The 19,918-nt window shown below is 26.6% G+C and carries 20 protein-coding genes and 2 tRNA genes; 18 read left to right on the top strand and 4 right to left on the bottom strand.

Annotation, left to right across the window (positions count from 1 at the left end; translation table 11 throughout):
• Positions 1 to 28: 28 nt before the first annotated feature.
• The 8 genes from rarD to AC5YF9_RS03475 are packed head-to-tail and all read left to right on the top strand — an operon-like array spanning position 29 to position 8,410.
• Positions 29 to 910, top strand: a complete 882-nt coding sequence (rarD, locus tag AC5YF9_RS03510; protein ID WP_415304817.1) for an EamA family transporter RarD — start codon at positions 29 to 31, stop codon at positions 908 to 910.
• Positions 903 to 1,895 (top strand): lytic murein transglycosylase, encoded by a 993-nt coding sequence (locus AC5YF9_RS03505; protein ID WP_415304815.1) that lies wholly within the window; start codon positions 903 to 905, stop codon positions 1,893 to 1,895. The genes rarD and AC5YF9_RS03505 overlap by 8 nt, the downstream gene beginning before the upstream one ends.
• Entirely contained in the window at positions 1,885 to 2,655 is a 771-nt protein-coding gene (locus tag AC5YF9_RS03500) for a hypothetical protein (RefSeq protein ID WP_415304814.1), read from the top strand. The genes AC5YF9_RS03505 and AC5YF9_RS03500 overlap by 11 nt, the downstream gene beginning before the upstream one ends.
• The gene (locus AC5YF9_RS03495) at positions 2,648 to 3,799 is read left to right on the top strand and encodes a D-alanyl-D-alanine carboxypeptidase family protein (RefSeq protein WP_415304812.1); all 1,152 of its coding nucleotides are present in this window, start codon (positions 2,648 to 2,650) and stop codon (positions 3,797 to 3,799) included. The genes AC5YF9_RS03500 and AC5YF9_RS03495 overlap by 8 nt, the downstream gene beginning before the upstream one ends.
• On the top strand, positions 3,792 to 4,403 hold the full coding sequence (tmk, locus tag AC5YF9_RS03490) for a dTMP kinase (protein ID WP_415304810.1): 612 nt from the start codon (positions 3,792 to 3,794) through the stop codon (positions 4,401 to 4,403). The genes AC5YF9_RS03495 and tmk overlap by 8 nt, the downstream gene beginning before the upstream one ends.
• A 2-nt stretch (positions 4,404 to 4,405) precedes the next feature.
• Positions 4,406 to 5,344 (top strand): DNA polymerase III delta subunit-related protein, encoded by a 939-nt coding sequence (locus AC5YF9_RS03485; RefSeq protein ID WP_496169951.1) that lies wholly within the window; start codon positions 4,406 to 4,408, stop codon positions 5,342 to 5,344.
• A complete protein-coding gene (metG, locus tag AC5YF9_RS03480) occupies positions 5,337 to 7,631 on the top strand; it encodes a methionine--tRNA ligase (protein WP_496169950.1) in 2,295 nt (764 codons plus the stop codon). The genes AC5YF9_RS03485 and metG overlap by 8 nt, the downstream gene beginning before the upstream one ends.
• Positions 7,632 to 7,636: 5 nt before the next feature.
• Positions 7,637 to 8,410: an MBL fold metallo-hydrolase gene (locus AC5YF9_RS03475; protein WP_415304803.1), complete on the top strand. Its 774-nt coding sequence runs from the start codon at positions 7,637 to 7,639 to the stop codon at positions 8,408 to 8,410.
• Here AC5YF9_RS03475 and AC5YF9_RS03470 read toward each other — a convergent pair.
• Genes AC5YF9_RS03470 through AC5YF9_RS03460 form a run of 3 tightly spaced genes read right to left on the bottom strand, consistent with a single transcriptional unit; the run spans position 8,405 to position 10,664 of the window.
• Positions 8,405 to 8,959 (bottom strand): glutathione peroxidase, encoded by a 555-nt coding sequence (locus AC5YF9_RS03470; protein WP_415304801.1) that lies wholly within the window; start codon positions 8,957 to 8,959, stop codon positions 8,405 to 8,407. The two genes, AC5YF9_RS03475 and AC5YF9_RS03470, sit on opposite strands and share 6 nt — an antisense overlap.
• A 3-nt stretch (positions 8,960 to 8,962) precedes the next feature.
• A complete protein-coding gene (gene nhaA, locus AC5YF9_RS03465; protein ID WP_415304799.1) occupies positions 8,963 to 10,135 on the bottom strand; it encodes a Na+/H+ antiporter NhaA in 1,173 nt (390 codons plus the stop codon).
• 4 nt (positions 10,136 to 10,139) lie between these two features.
• Positions 10,140 to 10,664, bottom strand: coding sequence for a zinc-ribbon domain-containing protein (locus tag AC5YF9_RS03460; RefSeq protein ID WP_415304797.1), 525 nt, complete (start codon positions 10,662 to 10,664; stop codon positions 10,140 to 10,142).
• Between the two features lie 93 nt (positions 10,665 to 10,757).
• On the opposite strand from AC5YF9_RS03460, the gene AC5YF9_RS03455 reads away from it, so the two are divergent.
• The 10 genes from AC5YF9_RS03455 (at position 10,758) to AC5YF9_RS03410 (ending at position 18,934) form a co-directional block, all read left to right on the top strand.
• Positions 10,758 to 10,834 (top strand) — tRNA-Pro (locus AC5YF9_RS03455).
• Between the two features lie 5 nt (positions 10,835 to 10,839).
• Positions 10,840 to 11,121: an ETC complex I subunit gene (locus AC5YF9_RS03450; protein ID WP_415304795.1), complete on the top strand. Its 282-nt coding sequence runs from the start codon at positions 10,840 to 10,842 to the stop codon at positions 11,119 to 11,121.
• 5 nt (positions 11,122 to 11,126) lie between these two features.
• Entirely contained in the window at positions 11,127 to 12,119 is a 993-nt protein-coding gene (locus AC5YF9_RS03445; protein ID WP_415304793.1) for a putative transporter, read from the top strand.
• Positions 12,119 to 13,066 (top strand): class II fructose-bisphosphatase, encoded by a 948-nt coding sequence (gene glpX, locus AC5YF9_RS03440; protein WP_415304791.1) that lies wholly within the window; start codon positions 12,119 to 12,121, stop codon positions 13,064 to 13,066. Before AC5YF9_RS03445 ends, glpX begins: the two co-directional genes overlap by 1 nt.
• Positions 13,063 to 14,757 carry a single-stranded-DNA-specific exonuclease RecJ gene (gene recJ / locus AC5YF9_RS03435; RefSeq protein WP_415304789.1) on the top strand — a complete coding sequence of 565 codons (1,695 nt, stop codon included), beginning with the start codon at positions 13,063 to 13,065 and terminating at the stop codon, positions 14,755 to 14,757. Before glpX ends, recJ begins: the two co-directional genes overlap by 4 nt.
• A gap of 50 nt (positions 14,758 to 14,807) precedes the next feature.
• A tRNA-Glu gene (locus AC5YF9_RS03430) sits at positions 14,808 to 14,882 on the top strand.
• 25 nt (positions 14,883 to 14,907) lie between these two features.
• Positions 14,908 to 15,171, top strand: coding sequence for a GIY-YIG nuclease family protein (locus AC5YF9_RS03425; protein ID WP_415304787.1), 264 nt, complete (start codon positions 14,908 to 14,910; stop codon positions 15,169 to 15,171).
• Positions 15,164 to 15,754, top strand: a complete 591-nt coding sequence (locus AC5YF9_RS03420; RefSeq protein ID WP_415304785.1) for an LbetaH domain-containing protein — start codon at positions 15,164 to 15,166, stop codon at positions 15,752 to 15,754. The genes AC5YF9_RS03425 and AC5YF9_RS03420 overlap by 8 nt, the downstream gene beginning before the upstream one ends.
• Complete coding sequence (locus tag AC5YF9_RS03415; protein ID WP_415304783.1) at positions 15,751 to 17,835, top strand: glycosyltransferase; 2,085 nt, start codon at positions 15,751 to 15,753, stop codon at positions 17,833 to 17,835. The genes AC5YF9_RS03420 and AC5YF9_RS03415 overlap by 4 nt, the downstream gene beginning before the upstream one ends.
• 16 nt (positions 17,836 to 17,851) lie before the next feature.
• The gene (locus AC5YF9_RS03410) at positions 17,852 to 18,934 is read left to right on the top strand and encodes a DegT/DnrJ/EryC1/StrS family aminotransferase (protein ID WP_415304781.1); all 1,083 of its coding nucleotides are present in this window, start codon (positions 17,852 to 17,854) and stop codon (positions 18,932 to 18,934) included.
• Here the strand turns inward: AC5YF9_RS03410 and AC5YF9_RS03405 are convergent.
• Positions 18,920 to 19,900: a Gfo/Idh/MocA family protein gene (locus AC5YF9_RS03405; RefSeq protein WP_415304779.1), complete on the bottom strand. Its 981-nt coding sequence runs from the start codon at positions 19,898 to 19,900 to the stop codon at positions 18,920 to 18,922. The two genes, AC5YF9_RS03410 and AC5YF9_RS03405, sit on opposite strands and share 15 nt — an antisense overlap.
• Positions 19,901 to 19,918 lie beyond the last annotated feature (18 nt).

Below are 19,918 nucleotides of genomic sequence, written 5' to 3'. Positions count from 1 at the left end.
TGAATTATATCCTCATTCTTTTAATTTAATGAAAAATAACGACTTTAATAAAGGACTTACACTAACAGCCTTAGGTTCATTTTGGTGGGGTGTGTTGGGTGTAATTTATTTTAAATATATATCTTTTGCGGGTTATATTGAGGTTGTAATACATAGAGCCGTTTGGACCTCTTTAACATTGTTATTATCAACTTTTTATTTTTCAAAATGGAAAATTTTTTTTCATATTGTTAAGAATTCTAAAAATTTAATAACACTTTTTTTTTCAGGGTTATTGATATTTACAAATTGGGCTGTTTGGATTTATGCTATATCAAATAATCAAATTATAGATGCAAGTTTTGGTTACTTTATAATGCCTATATTAAGTGTTTTTTTGGGTTTTGTTTTTTTTAAGGAAAAATTAAACAATAAAAGAATGATATCAATTATATTAGTTTTAATTTCAATAATCTTTTTAATTTTTACTAATTTTAAAGCTATACCTTGGGTAGGATTAGCTGTTGCTCTAAGTTGGGGCTTTTATAACTTACTAAGAAAAAAAATAAATGTAGATACTGATGTTGGTCTTTTAATTGAAAGTCTTTTTATTTTACCATTTGCTCTAGTCGCTTTTTATCTAATTGTTCAAGAAGGATTAAATGATTTTACTTTTTTAAATCCATCATTAATGTTTTTATTATTGTTAGCTGGGCCAATGACGGTAATACCTCTATTTTTATATGTTAGGGGTGTTGAGCTATGTGGGCTTGGTCCAACTGGTATGATATTCTACATTACACCTACTTTTCAATTTATACTGGGTTTTTTTTATTATAATGAGCCTTTTTCATTCACAAAGTTAGTAAGTTTCATTTTAATCTGGATTGCTGTATTTATTTATTTAAAAGATTTATATGAAAATGATTAGATATTTTATAATTTTATTTTTATTCTTCACTAATAGTACTTTATATGCAAACGATGATTCATTTAACAATTGGTTAAAAAATTTTAAAGTCTATGCTTTAAAAAACAATATATCTGAATTAACTTTTAATATGGCAATGTCAGATGTTGTTTTTTTACCTAAAGTTATAAAGTATGACCGTTTTCAACCAGAATTTTATGAGGATACAAAAACTTACATATCTAAGAGATCATCTAATCAAAAAGTTAAACAAGGAAAAAAACTATACAACTCAAATGAAAGTTTCATAAACTCTATTGATAATAAATTTTCAGTAGAAAAGAATTTATTACTAGCATTAATGGGTATAGAAACAAATTTTGGAACATATGTTGGTAAAATGGATATTCTATCATCATTAGCAACATTGAGTTTTGATGAAAGAAGGTCAGAATTTTTCACAAAGGAACTTATCACAATCCTCCAACTGATTGAATCTGAAAAAATTGATCACAACATATTATATGGATCTTGGGCTGGTGCTTTTGGCTATTTTCAGTTTATGCCATCAACGATAGAAAAATATGCATTAGATTATGATAAAAATGATATTATTGAACTAAAATCAATAAAAGATTCTTTTGCATCTGCTGCTAACTATATAAATAAAATTGGTTGGAAAAAAAATCAACCATGTTTCGTAAAAGTAAATTTAACTAAAAATGTACCCAAAAAATTATTAAATACTTCTGCAAAGAAATTGCATAATAAAAATAAATTTAAAGTTCTAAAGCAATACGTAGAAGACAAAGAGAGTTACTTAATTGATAAAGATTTAATTGGTGCCATCATCACTCCAGATAAAGATATTATACCGAATGCAGAAAATTTAGAGCCAGCTTATATAGTTTTTGAAAATTATGAAAAAATTCTTCAATGGAATAGATCTTTAAGATTTGGTTTGGCAGTATGCACATTGAAAGGTAAATTTGAAAATGCTTTATAAGAATATCTTATTTATATTTATTTTTATATTTTTATCAAATTGTAACACAAATATTTCGGTTAAAAAAAACTCTAGTACAACTTTGACTAAAGGTTATTCAAATAAAGGGTTTGCACTGGTGTATAATGAGGAACTCTATAAACAAAAAATAGTTAATAAAAAGATTGATGAACGTAGTTTAACAATCTTTCAAAAATCTTTAAAAGTTAATACACATGTTAAAATTACAAATATTCTAAATAATAAATCTTTAATAGCAATTGTAGGAAAAAATTCTAAATATCCTTCTTTTAATAATGCTGTATTATCCTCAAGAATAGCTGAAGAATTAGATCTAGATATCAAACAACCCTATGTCGAAATTTTAGAGATACTTGAAAATTCAATTTTTATATCTCGAAAAGCAAAAACTTATGCTGAGGAAAAAAATGTTGCAGTTAAAGCGCCAGTTAATAACATAACCATTAGTGATCTTAAAGTAGATAAAAAAAATAATGAAAAAAGTAATAAAAAAAATTCTATTATAAGATTTTCTTATATAATAAAAATTGCTGATTTTTACTTTAATGATACAGCCATAATGATGTTAAATAGAATCAAGATTGAAAGTTTAATTAAAAATCCTAAAATTAAAAAAATTTCAGATAAAAAATATAGAGTATTTTTGGGGCCTTTTAGCAACATTAATTCTCTACAAAAATCATATAATGATATAAGCATATTAGAATTTGAAAACTTAGAAATTATAAAAAATGATTAAAATAAAATTCTTAACAATATTAATAACAATACTATTAACTTTTAATTCGTATGCAGCATTTGAAATAAAAGCAAGAACTGCAATACTACAAGATTTCCTCTCCGGTGAAATATTATACGAAAAAGACCCGGACAAATCTATATACCCAGCATCTATGACAAAGATTATGACTGCTATTATTGCTTTTGACCTAATAAGAGGTGGTGACCTTAATTTAGATGAAAAATTTTTAATTTCTGAGAATGCTTGGAGATTATCTTCAGCTGGTTACTCTTCAATGTTTATTATGGTTGGTGATGAGGTAAGTGTTGAAAATTTACTTAAAGGGATAATAGTTGCTTCTGGCAATGATGCCTGTGTGGCTTTAGCAGAGGGTATAGCAGGAACTGAAGATGAATTTGCTGTTATGATGACAGCTAAAGCTAAAGAAATTGGTATGGAAAATACAAATTTTGCTAACTCTTCAGGGATTAATGATACTAACAATGTATCGACAGTTAGAGATGTTATGATCATGTCAAATTATCTTATTAAAGAATTTCCAGAAGAATATAAATATTTTTCAGAAAAAGAATTCACTTGGAGTAGAACTGGTGGTGATCCAATTACTCAAGGAAATAGAAATCCACTTTTATACAAAAGTCTTGGTGCTGATGGAATTAAAACAGGTTATTTAGCAGTTGAAAAATATTCTTTAGCATCATCTGTCTATAGAAATGGAAGAAGATTAATAGCTGTTGCAAGTGGATTTAACACTAAAAATGATAGATCTAGAGAAAGCGCTAAATTATTAACATGGGGTTTAACTAGTTTTGATTTGATTGAAATTGCAAAAGCAGAAATACCAGTAGAAGATGTTGAGGTTTGGCTTGGAAAAAAGGCCACAGTAGGTGCTTACGTAAAAAAAGATATTTATAAAACTATTCCAAAATCACGTAAAAGAGAATTAAAAGTATCGGTTGTTTACAGTGGACCTATTCAAGCTCCAATTAAAAAAGATGATATTCTTGGTAAGTTAAAGATTGTTTATAAAGATAAACTTATAAAAGAGTATGATTTATTTGCTTTTGAGGATGTTAAAAAATTAAATGTATTTTCTAGATTGATGAAATCAATTAATTTTTTGATTTGGGGTGATGTCTAAAAAATCAATTATAGTATTTGAGGGGATTGAGGGAACAGGTAAATCTCATCATATAAACAATGTTGCTAAATATTTAAAAAAAAATAATAAAAAATTTATTCAAATTAGAGAACCAGGTGGTAGCAAGAACGCTGAAAAAATAAGAAAACTTATATTAAGCAATAAATCTACATTTAATAATCATACTGATTTATTACTATATTTATCTGCAAGAAGTGAAAATATTGAATTAATAAAAAAAAATAATGGTAAAAAGATTATATTAATTGATAGATTTACAGATTCAACAATTGCTTATCAACATTATGGGATGGGAGTAAATCTTAAATTTATTAAAAACATTAATGATTTTTTATTAAAGGACATAAATATAAACTTTACTTTTTTATGCACTGTTAATCAAAAAAATATGAAGAATAGACTATTAAGTAGAAAAAATTTAAATAGATATGATCAATTTAATAGTAATTTTTATGACAAGGTTCAAAAAGGATTCTTAAAAATTTTAAGAAGAAACCCTAAAAAATATATGAAAATCGATTCAAATCTACCCATTGAATTCAATGACGAGATTGTATTAAGTAAAATTGATGATTTGACTTAAATATGAATTTAAAGCCTTCAGAAAATACACAATTACATGGAATGAATTATTTTTTTAATGAGATCACTACACTTTATAATGAAAAAAAAATGCCTACTAAAATTTTATTATCAGGTAAAAAGGGTCTAGGTAAATCGACTATGGCTTATCATATTATAAATTATGTACTGTCAAATACTGAGGATTTCAAATATGACTCAAATAAACTTACTATAAATAAAGAAAATAGATCTTTTAAATTACTACAAAATAATTCACACCCAAATTTTTATCTAATTGATCTATTAAATGATAAAAAAAATATTGATGTTGCTCAAATTAGAGAAATGATCTCTTATACCAATAAATCAACATTTAATAATATGGCTAGATTTATATTAATTGACAATATTGAAAATCTTAACAAGAACTCTGTTAACGCACTACTTAAAATTATTGAAGAACCTAATGAAAATGTATTTTTTATTTTAATTAATAATAATGAGAAATTGATTTTACCGACATTAAAATCAAGATGTTTGACATTTAAGATTAATCTAACATTCAATCAATCTATGAATGTTTCAAATAAAATATTAAAAAAAAATTTATTTGATCTAATTAATTATGATCTGATTAGTCATTACAACACTCCTGGTGAAATTGTTAATTTGATTAACTTTTCAAAGGATAAAAATATAGATCTAAGAGATTATACTTTAATTAATTTTTTAAATTTACTGATCGATAATGGTCATTATAAGAAAAATAAATTTGTTAAAAACTTATTGGTTAACTTTATTGAATTGTTTTTTTTAAAAGAGTACAAATTAAGCAGAACAAAAAATTCTTTATTAAATTTTTATCATAGCTTTATTGCCAAAATTAATAACACTGAAAAATTTAATCTTGATGAAGAAAGTTTATTTTTAGAATTTAAATCAAAATTATTAAATGGATAAAAATTATTACATCACAACACCAATATATTACCCATCAGCCAAACCACATATGGGTCATGCTTACTCAAGTATAATTGCAGATTTTTTTGCTCGTTTTAAACGCATAGATGGATTTAATGTACATTTTTTAACAGGAACAGATGAACATGGATTAAAAATTCAGAGAGCAGCTGAGAATAAAAATATAGATCCTCTTAAATTTTGTGATCAAATTAGTCAAACTTTTAGAGAACTTTCTGAAACTTTAAATTTATCTAATACAGATTTTATTAGAACAACGGAGGATAGACATAAAAAGACTGTTCAACATTTATGGTCAGAACTAGAAGCAAATGATGACATTTATCTATCAAAATACTCTGGATGGTATTCTGTTTCAGATGAGGCATTTTATAGTGAAGATGAAATAGTTGACAAAAATGGAATTAAAGTTTCTGAAGCATCTGGATCTATTGTTGAATGGATTGAAGAAGAGTCATATTTTTTTAGATTATCAAAATGGCAGGATAAACTGCTAGACTACTTTGAAAAAAACCCCGAATTTATTTCACCTAAATCAAGAAAGAATGAAGTTGTTAACTTTGTTAAGGGTGGTTTGAAAGATTTATCAATTAGTCGAAAAGCATTTTCATGGGGTATTAAAGTGCCCAATAACTCCGAACATGTTATTTATGTTTGGTTGGATGCTTTAACAAACTATATCAGTGCTCTTAACTATCCTGATAGAAGCGACACATTATTTAAAAATTTTTGGCCTGCGTCAGTTCATTTAATAGGCAAGGATATTCTAAGATTTCATGCTGTCTATTGGCCAGCTTTTTTAATGGCTGCTAAAATACCATTACCTAAAAAAATTTATGGACATGGTTGGATTTTATCTGGTGATGAAAAGATGTCAAAATCAAAAGGAAATATTTTAGACCCAATAGATATAATTAATACTTATGGTCTTGATCCATTAAGATATTATTTAATTAAAGAAGTTTCTTTTGGCAATGATGGCAATATATCACAAGACAGATTGGAAGATTGTATTAACAGTGATTTAGCAAATAATTATGGGAATCTATGTCAAAGAGTTACAGCTTTTGCAGAAAAGAATTGTTCATTAAAAGTACCTAAAATTAAAAACTTTAATGAAGATGATCTTGTAGTCTTAAATAAATTTACAGAAAATCTTTCAGTCATAAGGCAAGAAATTGATAAACAAAATATCAACTTTTATATAAACTTTATTGTAAGTGCTTTATTTGAGGCAAACAAATATTTTAATGACCAAGAGCCATGGAAAAAAAAAGACGACAAAGATAGATTAAATACTATTGTCTATACATCTCTTGAGATAATTAGAAAAATTTCTTTTATGCTTTACCCAATTATTCCAGATTCTATTGATAAAGCTTTAAAGATATTTAATTTAAATTCTAAGGACATTAATCTTGAATCTATAGCATCTCACGATTATTTAAAAGCTGGAAATGATATTAATAAAATAGATATTTTATTTAAAAAGATAGAAAAAAAAATGATTGATTCTCATTGTCATTTAGATCATGAACCATTATATGAAAACTTACCCGAAATTATATCTAGATCAAAAGAAACTGGTATTACAAAACTCTTAACTATATGCACAACATTTGATAGTTTTGAAAATATCAAAGAAATAGTTAAAAAAGATCAAATGATTTATGGCACTTATGGAATTCATCCACATGAAACTGAAATTAACCAAGTTGATAAACAAACAATTGTTAATTGTGTAAATGAAAATAAAAAAATTATTGGCATTGGTGAAACAGGCTTAGACTTTTTCTACAATCATAGTGATAAAGATAGGCAAATAAATAGCTTTAAAGCTCATATAGAGGCTGCTACAGAGCTAAATAAACCTATTATAATTCATTCTAGGGATGCAGAAAATGAGACGTTTGAGATACTTAGTTCATACAAAAATAAGAATTTAAAAATTTTAATGCACTGCTTCACCGGCTCCTTAGAATTTTCAAAAAATTTACTAACTTTAGACGCCTTTTTTTCAGCTAGTGGAATAATCACTTTCAAAAATAGTACAGAACTACAAGATACTTTTAAAACTATTCCTATAGAAAAGCTTCTTATTGAAACAGACAGTCCATTTTTAGCTCCAATACCCATGAGGGGGAAAAAAAATGAACCAAGTTTTATCAAATACACACTTGAAAGATTATCTACCCTTAAAGAAACTACAGCTGAACAAATGTCAAACATAACGACAGATAATTTTAATAAACTCTTTAACGTGTAACGGTAATGGCTGTTAAATTCATAATATTAGGTAGTGGAAGTTCAATGGGCGTACCAAGAGCCGATGGATATTATGGAAATTGCAATTTGAATAACAAAAAAAATTTTAGAACCAGGTGTTCAGCATTAATTCAATTTAATAATCAAAATATTTTGATAGATACTTCTCCAGATCTAAGATCACAATTACTAAAAAACAAAATTAGATCTATTGATAAAGTTTTTTATACACATTTACATGCGGACCAAACTCACGGGATTAACGACCTACGTCCATTTTTTCTTATTAGTAAAAAACAGATACCAGTTTTTGCAGATATCAAAACTTCAAAATATTTAAATTCAACTTTTAAATATTGCTTTAAAACGTCTGGTGATTATCCATCCACTTTAATTTTGAATAAACTAAAAAAAAAATATTTATTTAAAAATAAAAATCAAAAAATTATTATTGAATCAATACCAACAGAACACGGAAAAATTGAAAGTATTTGCTATTTGATAAATAAAAAATTAGCCTATGCAAGTGATATAAGTTTATTTTATAAAAAAGATTATAAAAAGTTAATGAAGCTAGATTATTTAATTATTGATTGCTTATGGTACAAAAATCATTCAGCGCATTTTAATTTAGACCAAGTTTTATCTTTAGTTAAGATATTATCTCCTAAAAAAACTATTTTGACTAATATGCATAGCGACCTTGATTACGATCAGCTTAAAAAAAAACTACCAAAGAATATTTTTCCTGGATATGATGGAATGAGCGTTATTTTATAATACTAATTCTATTTGTTTTATAATTTTATCCGATAGTGGGGATATAAAAGGATTAAACGTATCATGAATTTTTCCTTCTTTATTAATTAAAATTTTATGAAAGTTCCATTTAGGAACTGTTGAATTGCCATAGTTTTCTTTTGCCCATTTATAAAGTGTATGTGCATCTTTCCCTTTAACATCAACTTTATTTGTAATTGGAAAAGTTATATTAAAATTTGTTTCACAGAAATCTTTTATTTCCGTATTAGATCCTGGTTCTTGACCACCAAATTGATTGGACGGTACAGCAATAACAGAAAAGCCTTTATCTTTATATTTTTCATAAAGTGTTTGAAGATCGGTATATTGCTTGGTAAAGCCACATTTGCTTGCAACATTAACAAGAAGAACAGTTTTTCCTTTAAATTTACTTAGATTGATAACTTCATTATCTATACTTTTAATATTTAGATCGAAGAATAATTTTTTATATTTGGCATTTGCTTTTTCAAAGAAAGAAAACATAATTAAACTTATTAAAATTAATAAATAACTTTTATAAAACATAAATTACTTTTTTGAAGCAAATAGCAATATAAAATACCCAAATAGAGTTGATAGTAGTGACCCAGCTAACACACCAATTTTTACTCCATCAATATATTGACTGTTTTCTGCGAATGCCAAGTTTCCCACAAATAAACTCATAGTAAAACCAATACCAGTTAAGACCGATACGCCATATACACTTAACCAACTTGAATTGTCAGGCATTTGTGCTGCACCAGTTTTAACCGCTACAAAAGAAAAAATCATTACACCGAGTTGTTTACCCACAAATAGCCCTAGAAGAATACCTAGTGGCACTGGCTGTAATAATGACAACAGAGACAATCCCTCTAATGAAACTCCTGCATTAGCAAATGCAAATATAGGCATTATCATAAAAGCCACATATGGGCTTATTGCATGCTCAAGTTTAATCAATAAAGAAAAATCTTTATCTTTTATTCTATGAGGTATTGTTGATGCCAAAAGTACACCAGCAATTGTTGCGTGAATTCCAGATTTATATGTAAAGAACCACATGAAGGCACCCACTATTAAGTAAGGTGAAAATTTTTTAATTCCAAGTTTATTTAAAACTAATAAAAATATGTAAGATATTAAAATTAAGCTTAAATAACTTATGCTTAAATCCCCAGAATAGAAAAAAGCAATAATAAGAATTGCACCAAGATCATCAATTATAGCAAGTGCTGTTAAAAAAATTTTTAAAGAGATGGGTACTCTTGATCCAAGAAGTGATAAAATTCCTAATGAAAAAGCAATATCGGTAGCAGATGGAATAGCCCATCCATTTAAAGTTTCTGTGTTTCCAAAATTTATAAAAACATAAACAAGGGCAGGGATAACCATACCCCCAACAGCACCAATTATTGGTAGTAATGCTTTTTTTAAATTAGATAATTCACCTTGAATAAATTCTCTTTTAATTTCTAACGTTACAAAGAAAAAAAATATTGCCATTAACAGGTCATTTATCCAATGATGTACAGAGAGCTTCAAGCCAAAATCATTTATTCCAATAAAGAAATATTGTTCTAATGCGCTAAAGTATAACTCACTAAAATTTGAGTTACTTATTACTAAAGCTATAATTGCTGCTATCAATAAAACCAAGCCACTTGCTGCCTCTAGTTTAAAGAACCATTTAAAAGGTTTGGATAAGGTCTTAATCATAATATTAAATTAAATCTTTAAAAAATAATATGATATCATTAATAGTTTCATACAGATTATAAAGCAGAAATTCTATGTTTGGGACAATTTTACTAATAGGGCCCTGGAATGTATCTAGGACAATAATTAGAGCCACAAAAGAAATTATAAAAACAATGGTTAATCCTAATACATTATAATTTTTTTTATTTATAGAAGAGCTAATCTGTAGATTTGTATCTCTATTTTCTTTATCACTATCTTTATTAATTGAAATTTTTTCTATTATAGGTACATCTTTAATTTGTTTGTCTAAGAGTTTTATAGTTTTGGGGTTTTCATTTTCCATTATATCTAATCTTTCATTAGATACCCCATCTACTTCAATAGCTTTATTGATTTTAACAGGTGAAGTAGATTGAATTATAGTTTCTTTTTTAAAAAACCATTTATGGTTACAGCTATTACACTGAAGTAGTCTTCCTTTCTCAGGTATAAGACTTGAGTCTATATTAAATTTTTTAGTACAGTTATTACAACTAATAATCATTATTCTTATATACCCGATTCTTGGAAAAAAGAGTTATTTTTGATGTTCTTTATTGTTTGAAATTATCAATATCTAATGTATTAGTACCTCAATCGGGGCGTAGCGCAGCCTGGTAGCGCATCTGGTTTGGGACCAGAGGGTCGCAGGTTCAAATCCTGCCGCCCCGACCATTATTATGATAAAAGCAAAAATTTATATACCAACAAAAAACTCTATGCAGTCTGGTCTTGGTAAAGCAGATAAATGGGTTATTAAATTTGAAACTGAAAATGCTGGTGTTAACCCTTTGATGGGTTGGGAAACCAGCTCTAACACTTATTCAGAATTAAATTTAGAATTTTCAACTAAAGAATTAGCTGCTGACTATGCAAAAAAAAACAAGATAGACTTTGAGATAATAGAACCTCAAAAGAGAAAAACTGTTAAAAAATCATACGCAGATAACTTTCTTAAATAATTTAAATGTTTAAATTTTTTACACAAAAAAAATGGCAGTTATGGTCATGGATTGGTTCGTTCGTAATTCTTTCATCGTTATGGGTGCAAGTACAAATTGACGTTAAGATAAATAAATGGTTTGGACAATTCTACGATATGATACAAAAAGCTTTAGCAGCTCCAAACTCAATAACTATTGAGGAATACTGGTCTAGCTTACTATCATTTATTACATTGGCAGGCACATATGTGGCCTTAGCTACAGTTGTTGCTTTTTTTACTTCTCATTATTTGTTTCGTTGGAGAACAGCGATGATTGAATGGTATCATAGCGTTTATGACAAGGCACGAAATATTGAAGGAGCATCACAAAGAGTTCAAGAAGACACAATAAAATTTTCAAGAATTATGGAAAGTTTAGGAACAAGTTTTATTGAAGCAATAATGATGCTTATAGAGTTTACTCCTATATTATTTGGATTGAGTATTGGTATACCTATTTTATTTTTTGGTGATTGGAATTATGGATTGGTAACTGGTGCTTTTATTTGGACAATTGGTGGAACTCTATTTTTGATCATACTGGGATCAATTTTGCGATTAGTTGGTGTCGAATATGATCTGCAAAAAAATGAAGCATCCTATAGAAAACTATTAGTTATAGCTGAAGACGATGTCACAATAAGACCGAAAAATTTAGATGAACTTTTTAATGATGTCAGAAAAATACACTTCAAATCCTATATAAGGTATTTTTATTTTAATCTTGGACGTATAACGTACCTTCAGGCCAATGTTTTATCTGCTTATGTTTTTTTAGCACCAGCAATTGTAGCGGGCGTTGTAACGTTAGGCGTAATGCAACAAATTATAAGAGCTTTTGGTAGGGTAGAAGGATCAATGCAATATATTTTTAGATCATGGCCTACGATAATTGAGTTGGCCAGTGTTTATAAAAGATTAAAAGAGTTTGAATCTAAAATTAATTCAAGTGAAAAAATATCTGAGAAAAGTTAATGGCAATCAATAAAAAATATATTGAACAAATAATAAATGTTTCATCAAAAGCAGCCTTAGCGTCATCATATTTAGTGGGAAAAAAAGATAAGATTGCTGCGGATCAAGCTGCTGTGGACTCAATGAGAGCTGAATTAAATAAAATTAGCATGAATGGAGAAGTGGTTATTGGTGAGGGATCATTAGATGAGGCACCAATGTTATACACCGGTGAACTGCTTGGTAATAAAGAAGGTCCAAATTTTGATATAGCAGTTGATCCCTTGGAGGGAACTAATTTTGCAGCCAACAATTTGCCTGGAGCTATATCAGTGATAGCTATTGCTGAAAAAGGTAATCTTTTTAATGCTCCAGAAACTTATATGGATAAAATTGCAACTTCTAAAGTGGAGAAGGGTTTAATTGATTTAGATAATTCATTAAAAAAGAATATCACTAATTTAGCAAATTTTATGAATAAAGATATTTCATCAATAACAGCTTGTATTATGGATAGACCAAGACACAAAAAGATAATTGATGAGTTAAAAGAATTAAAAGTTAAAATTAAATTAATTACAGATGGTGATGTTCTCGGTGCACTCTATGTGTCAGATTCAAAATACAATGTTGATATTTTTTTAGGTGTAGGTGGAGGACCAGAAGGTGTTTTAGCCGCTGCTGCACTTGATGCTTGTGATTGCCATTTTCAAGGTAGATTTATATTTGATAACGATAATGACATTAATGATGCAAAAAAAATGGGAATAACTGATCTTAATAAAAAGTACGAATTAAATGAAATAATAAAAGGGGACTCAATATTTTGTGCAACTGGCATAACATCTGGTGATGTGCTCTCAGGGATAGAAATTAAAGAAAATAATTATACATCAGAAACGTTCGTTACACATAAGAATTCTCAATTTAAAGAAATTATAAAGAGAACAAATCCTATTAAAGAATGATTTCTGTCTCAGGCAAGAATTGGGAACTAAAAAAAATTAACCAAAACTCAATAGAAAAATTAAAACAAGATTATAATTTTAGTGATATTGTATCAAGACTTGTTATTTCAAGAAAATTTGATCAAACGGAACTAAACACTATAAATAGTGATTTAGATCTAAATAATGTTTTTTCAAAAAATAATGATTTTAAAAAGTCAATTGAACTTGTGGCAAATTCCATTAATAATAAAGAAAATATATGTATTTTAGGAGATTATGATGTCGATGGATCGACTGCTACATCCCTATTTATAAGGTTTTTTGAAAGTATAAAACATCCTTTTTTCTATTACATTCCAGACAGAGAAAAAGATGGCTATGGAGCTACTAAAAAGTTATTTGAAAAACTAATCTTAAAGAAACCCGAATTAATAATAATGGTTGATTGTGGATCAACATCAAATGCAGCCATAAATTTTTTAAACGAAAATAAAATTAAATCTCTAATAATTGATCATCACGAAATCAACAGGCCATTTCCAAAAGCTGATGTTATCATTAATCCAAAAAAAGATAATGGTTATTTTGAATATGATTATCTTTGCGCAACAACATTGGTTTATTTTTTTTTAGATTTATTGATACAAAAAATTAAAAACAAAATAAAAATATCAGATTTTTTAATTTATGTATTACTGGCAACTGTATGTGATGTAATGCCAATTAGAAAACTTAATAGATCAATAGCTTTAACTGCACTTAAAGATTTTGATATAAAAAAAAATATGGCGTTTAAAGAATTGTTTAAACTTAATAATAAGAAAAATAAACTTAGCATTAATGATCTTGGCTACTTAATAGGCCCAATATTAAACGCTGGTGGTAGATTAGGTAAATCAACATATGCATCAGAATTATTGTCCTCAGATAATCTAAACCTTATAAGCATTAGGTCTGGTGAGTTAATTAAATTAAATCAAAAAAGAAAAGAAATCGAAACCTTAATACTTGATGAAATCAATTTTGACAAAATTGAGAAGGAAAATGATGATGTTATTGTTTATTACAGCCCCAATATTAATGAAGGATTGATAGGAATAATAGCGGCAAGATTAAAAGATTATTTTAACAGACCTTGTATAGTAATTACTAATTCTAATGAATTATTAAAGGGATCTGCTAGATCTGTATTTAATTACAATATTGGTCGCGCTATTAAAAATTCTCATGATAATAATATAATAATTAATGGTGGGGGGCACAATGCTGCTGCAGGTTTTACATTGTATAAAGCTGATTTTAAAAATTTCAAAGATTTTATTTTAAAAGATTTTTTAAATTCAGGATCTTTGAGAAATAATGTCTTTTCATACGATGCAGAAGTATCATCTTTAGCATTTAATAGAACCTTTTATGATGATGTAAAAAAGTTAGAACCTTTTGGTACAGGCAATCCCACACCAACATTCTTATTAAAAGATTTAAAGATTATTAAGACTACAATACTTAAAGATAAACATATTTCTTTAATCTTAAAATCTAAGACAGGTTTTTCAATTAAGTCTATATCGTTTAATTCTATTAACAATAAACTGGGTGAGTATTTGCTAAACTATAAAAATACTTTAAATGTGTTGGGTCAAATCAATGAAAATATTTGGAATAACAAAAAAACACTCCAATTAACTATTAGAGATGTTATCTTGTAGTTTAATTAGGCTTGATAAATAATGACTTTTAAAATAAAAGATCACAACATGGTCCCTTCGTCTATCGGTTAGGACAGCTGGTTTTCATCCTGCAAAGGGGGGTTCGATTCCCCCAGGGACCGCCAATAAAGGAAATTTTATTTTTCTAAAATGATCTTTTACGTATACATGCTAATAAGCACCAACAATAAGAGAGCGTTTTCATATGTTGGCTATACAAATGATTTACAAAATAGATTAAAACTGCATAACACTTCAAAGGGTGCTAAATATACCAGAGGTAGATTTTGGACTATAATATTCAAAAAAAAATATTATAGTAAATCACTTGCCATGAAAGAAGAGTATAAATTAAAAAAAAACTATTACTTTAGAAATAAGATAAAAAAAAAATATCTGAAAAATCATGCTTAAATATAAAAAGATTAAAGATAATTTAGTACACGCTACGGCAGTTATTAATTGGAAAAAAGTTATAATAGGCAAGGGTAATACAATCGGCCCATATGTAGTTATTGGTAATAATGCACAATACCCAAATTTTAAAAGTAACGGCTTTATACATATCGGTAATGAAAATACTTTTAATGAATATTGCAACGTTCATCTCCCAACAAGTATTTCTAAGAAAACAATAATTGGTAATAATAATTATTTTATGAACTCAACAACAATTGATCATGACTGCAAATTGGAAGATAACATAACCTTAAGTAGCAATGTTGTTTTGGGGGGTAATGTTTACATCATGAACGGCGCACAATTAGGAATTAAATCAAGTATTCATCAAAATCAAATTATTGGATCCTACACAATGATTGGTATGCATTCGTTTGTTACAAAAAACATAAAAGTTAAACCCGGCTATATTTTTTATGGTAAACCAGTAAAGAAAATTAAGAAAAATATAATAGGTCTTAAAAAAAATAAAATTGATTTAAGTATGTTAAAAATAGAAACCAATAGATTTAACTTAATGATAAATTTAAGAAAATGATAAAAAAAGACATAGCAATACTGCTTCCATATAAAGAAAACTACAACTTAAATAAAGCTGGTGCTGCATCTATTTGGGTAAAAGACTATCTATCAATCTCTAAATTAAAAAATATAACTTTAATTTATGGAAATTTAGATAAAAAACTTAAACCAATAACTTCTAATTTTAAAAATATTAATATTAATTCAAATATATTTAAAAAAAACTTAAGTTTTACAAAGTCTCTATATAATGATTATCTTAAATACAAATATGAAATAATCGAAATTCATAATAGACCGGAGTCATTGATTTATTTATTAAATAAAAAAATTAAATCGAAAACAATTTTTATTTTTCATAATAATCCACAAACAGTAAGAGGCTCAAGCACGGTAAATCAAAGAAAATTCATAATAGAAAACTGTGATTATGTTTATTTCATCAGTAAATGGGTTAAAAAAATGTTTTTTGATGGATTGCCTTATGAGCATAAAAATAACTGTGGAATTCTATATCACTCAATTAAACCATTAAAAAAATTTCCAAAAAAAGAAAATATTATAATTTTTACTGGAAAATTAAATGTTTCTAAGGGTTACGATCTATTTGCTAAAGCTGTTGTTAAAATTCTTGATAAATATAAAAATTGGAAATCTCTTGTTATAGGTAATGAACCAAGAGAGAAATTTGATTTTCATCATAAAAATTTAAAAATACTAGATTGGACTAATCATGAACAAATATTAAAATATTATTCTAAAGCCGCCATATCTGTTGTTCCTTCACATTGGGATGAACCCTTTGGTAGAACTGCTATGGAGTCTGCTGCATATGGCTGTGCTACAATAATTAGTGATAGAGGTGGTTTGCCAGAAACCTTTGACAACCAAATAATTTTGAAAGATTTATCAAGCGAAGGAATATTTAATTCAATAGAAAAACTTATTTTGAATAATAAAAAAAGGCAATCAATACAAAAAAAAAATTATTCAAATGTCATACATAAATTAGCCAATAAGGTAAAAAAAATGGATGTTTTAAAAAATTCATACTTAAAACCAGAAATTTTTATTAACAAGAATTCAAAATTAAAGATCTTACATATTTCACAATTTGATGAAAGAAATGATTATAGACTCTTTAATATTTCTGTATCCAGTAAATTATCAAAGGGCTTTATTAGGAATGGACATGATGTAGTTAATTTCTCTTATAGAAACTACATAAATAAAAGTTTAATTAGTGATAAAAATAAATTTTTGAACAAAAAAATCTTAACTATATGTAATAATTATAGACCAAATTTAATTGTGTTAGGCCATAACAATTTTTTATATAAAGATACCTTAGAAAAACTTAAATCAAATTATAAATTAAAAATTTCATTATGGTACGAAGATGCCTTAGGTCATAGAGGCGAGGGTCCTAATTGGAGAGAAAATCTAAATTTAATTGAAAAAAATCATGATTTAATTGATACCTATTTTACAACAACCCATCCAGATGAATTAATAACAAAGATAAACAGAGCAAAATTGAATTTTTTACCTATACCAGTTGATGAGAATATTGAAAATATAAATATTTATCAAAATCCAAATAGACATAAAGATTTATTTTTTGCACTTAGTCATGGCGTCAATTTTGGAAAACTCAAAAAACATAAAGTTGATGAAAGAGAATTAATTATAGATAATCTAATCGAAAAATATCCTAATATTAATTACAATATTTTGGGCATTTCAAATGAAGAGCCAAAATGGAACTATGAATTTTTAAAAGAATTAAATAAATGCAAAATGGCGCTTAACTTAAGCAGAGGGAAACCCATTAAGTATACATCAAGTAATAGAATTGCTTCTTTAATAGGTAATGGAATATATACATTTGTAGATTCTAGGACACAATTTGATAAAATTTTCAATGATGATGAGGTTGGCTGTTATAAATCACACGATGACTTGGGTGGAAAAATTGAATATTTACTTACTAATGAGAAAAAAATTAATAAATATGGAAAAAATGGTAAGATTAAATATTTTAAGCTTTTTAATAATAAAATAATTTCACAAAAAATTATTACTAAAACTTTTTAAATATAAAATACATTCAATGATTAAATTTTTAGACATAACCAAGCAGGATAAAAAAATACACAAGATTATTTTCAATGACATTAAGAAAATAATTAAAAAAAATAATTTTATTCTAGGTGAAGATGTTTTTAAATTTGAGAAAAATTTTGCTAAATATTGCAATGTAAAATATGCCATTGGTTGTGCTAATGGTACTGATGCCTTAACAATAGCATTAAAAGTTTTAAATATACCAAAAGGATCAGAGGTCATCATTCCAGCAATGACTTACTGTTCAACAGCTTTTGCCGTACTCAATGCAGGACTGAAACCCGTATTAGTAGATATAGATCATATGAGCTCGTCTATATCAATTAAAGACATAAAAAATAGAATTACAAAAAAAACACGTGTTATTATGCCCGTTCATTTATATGGGTCTGCTGTAGATATTGACAAAATAAATGAAATTATTAAAAATAAAAAAATTATAATAATAGATGACTGCTCACAAGCACATGGGGCTCTATACAAAGGAAAAAAAATAGGCTCATTAGGAACCATTTCTTGTTTTAGTTTATACCCTGGAAAAAATTTAGGTGCTTATGGTGATGCTGGTGTAATCACAACAAATAATGAAGTGCTATATAGAAAAATTAGTAATTTTAGAAATTTAGGCTCAGATAAAAAGTTCATCCATAATCAAGTAGGTTTTAATAGTAGATTGGATACAATCCAAGCAGCTATACTCAATAGAAAGTTACCATTACTTACAAAAAATAATAATAAAAAAAGAAAAATTGCTAAGCTATACGACAAAGGAATAGATAATTTAAAAATTGAAAAAATTTATTACGCCGATGATTCTGTTTATCATCAATACGTAATAATGACCAAAAAAAGAAGTTTACTAATAAAGTTATTAGAAAAACACAATATTCCATTTGGAATGCACTATCCAAAAGCAATTCATCAATTAGAAATTTTTAAAAAATACTTTAAAAAAGAGAATTTTAAAAATGCAGAAAAAATAGCCAAAGAGAGTTTGAGTTTGCCGATAGACCCAAACTTAGAGAAAAAACACGTAGATAAAATTATAAGTATATTAAATTCTTTTTAGAAAAAGTAATATTTTATTTGCAAGTTTAAATGATGTTTCAGGTTTTTTAGAATTAAAAAAATCTTTAATTTCATTATTTAATGCAGGTTTTGCATTAACTTTAATTGAATAACTTTTGCCGTTGTAGACTAATGCTTTTGAGTTGAAAAACTTTTTTTTAAATTGATCAATACTTGGATAATTAGCATATTGATTATAAATTTTAAGTGGTTCTACTAAATTCATTTCATCGAATAGTAACATTTTTTTTGATCCGATAATTGATATTTTTCTTATTTTTGTTGGATTTAACCAACTATTATTTATATCAATATACATGCCATCTAATTTTAAATGTAAGTTAGAAATATCAGATATGCCCTTTTTAAGGATTGCATATTTCTTATATGATAAAATTTTAGGAAGTTTCCCAAAGAATTTATTTATTATACTTAAATCATGTGATGTTAAGTCATAATCTACATCTACATCATTTCTTATTGGTCCAAGGTTTTGTCTTTGAAAGCTTAAATAGTTTATTTTTCCTAGAATTTTACTTTGTAAAATTTTCTTAATTTTTTTAATGTAGTCATTATAACAATAAATATAGCCAAACATTAGCTTAGAATTATTTTTTTTTGCAAAAGTATTAATGATTTTTAAATGATCTGTTTTAACTACCCCTGGTTTTTCAACAAAAACATTCTTTTTTGAAATCAAAATTTTCTTTATTAATTCAAAACTTTGGGAGGGTGGTATAGCAATAAATGTATTCTTAATATTATTATTATTGATAATATTATTAAAATTATTTTCAATATTCAAAACATTAAACTTTTTTTTTAAGATAATTGAATTTTTTTGATTTAAATCATATATGGTAATATTTTTGAATTTTAGTTTAATTAAAGTTCTGGCAATAATAGTTCCCCAATAGCCACAACCAATTAAAGCAATGTTTTGATTTTTATGATAAAATGAATACATAAGTTAATATTTTTATTA

The organism is Candidatus Pelagibacter sp. uisw_098, from assembly GCF_059512505.1.
This window is presented reverse-complemented; position numbering and strand designations above follow the sequence as displayed.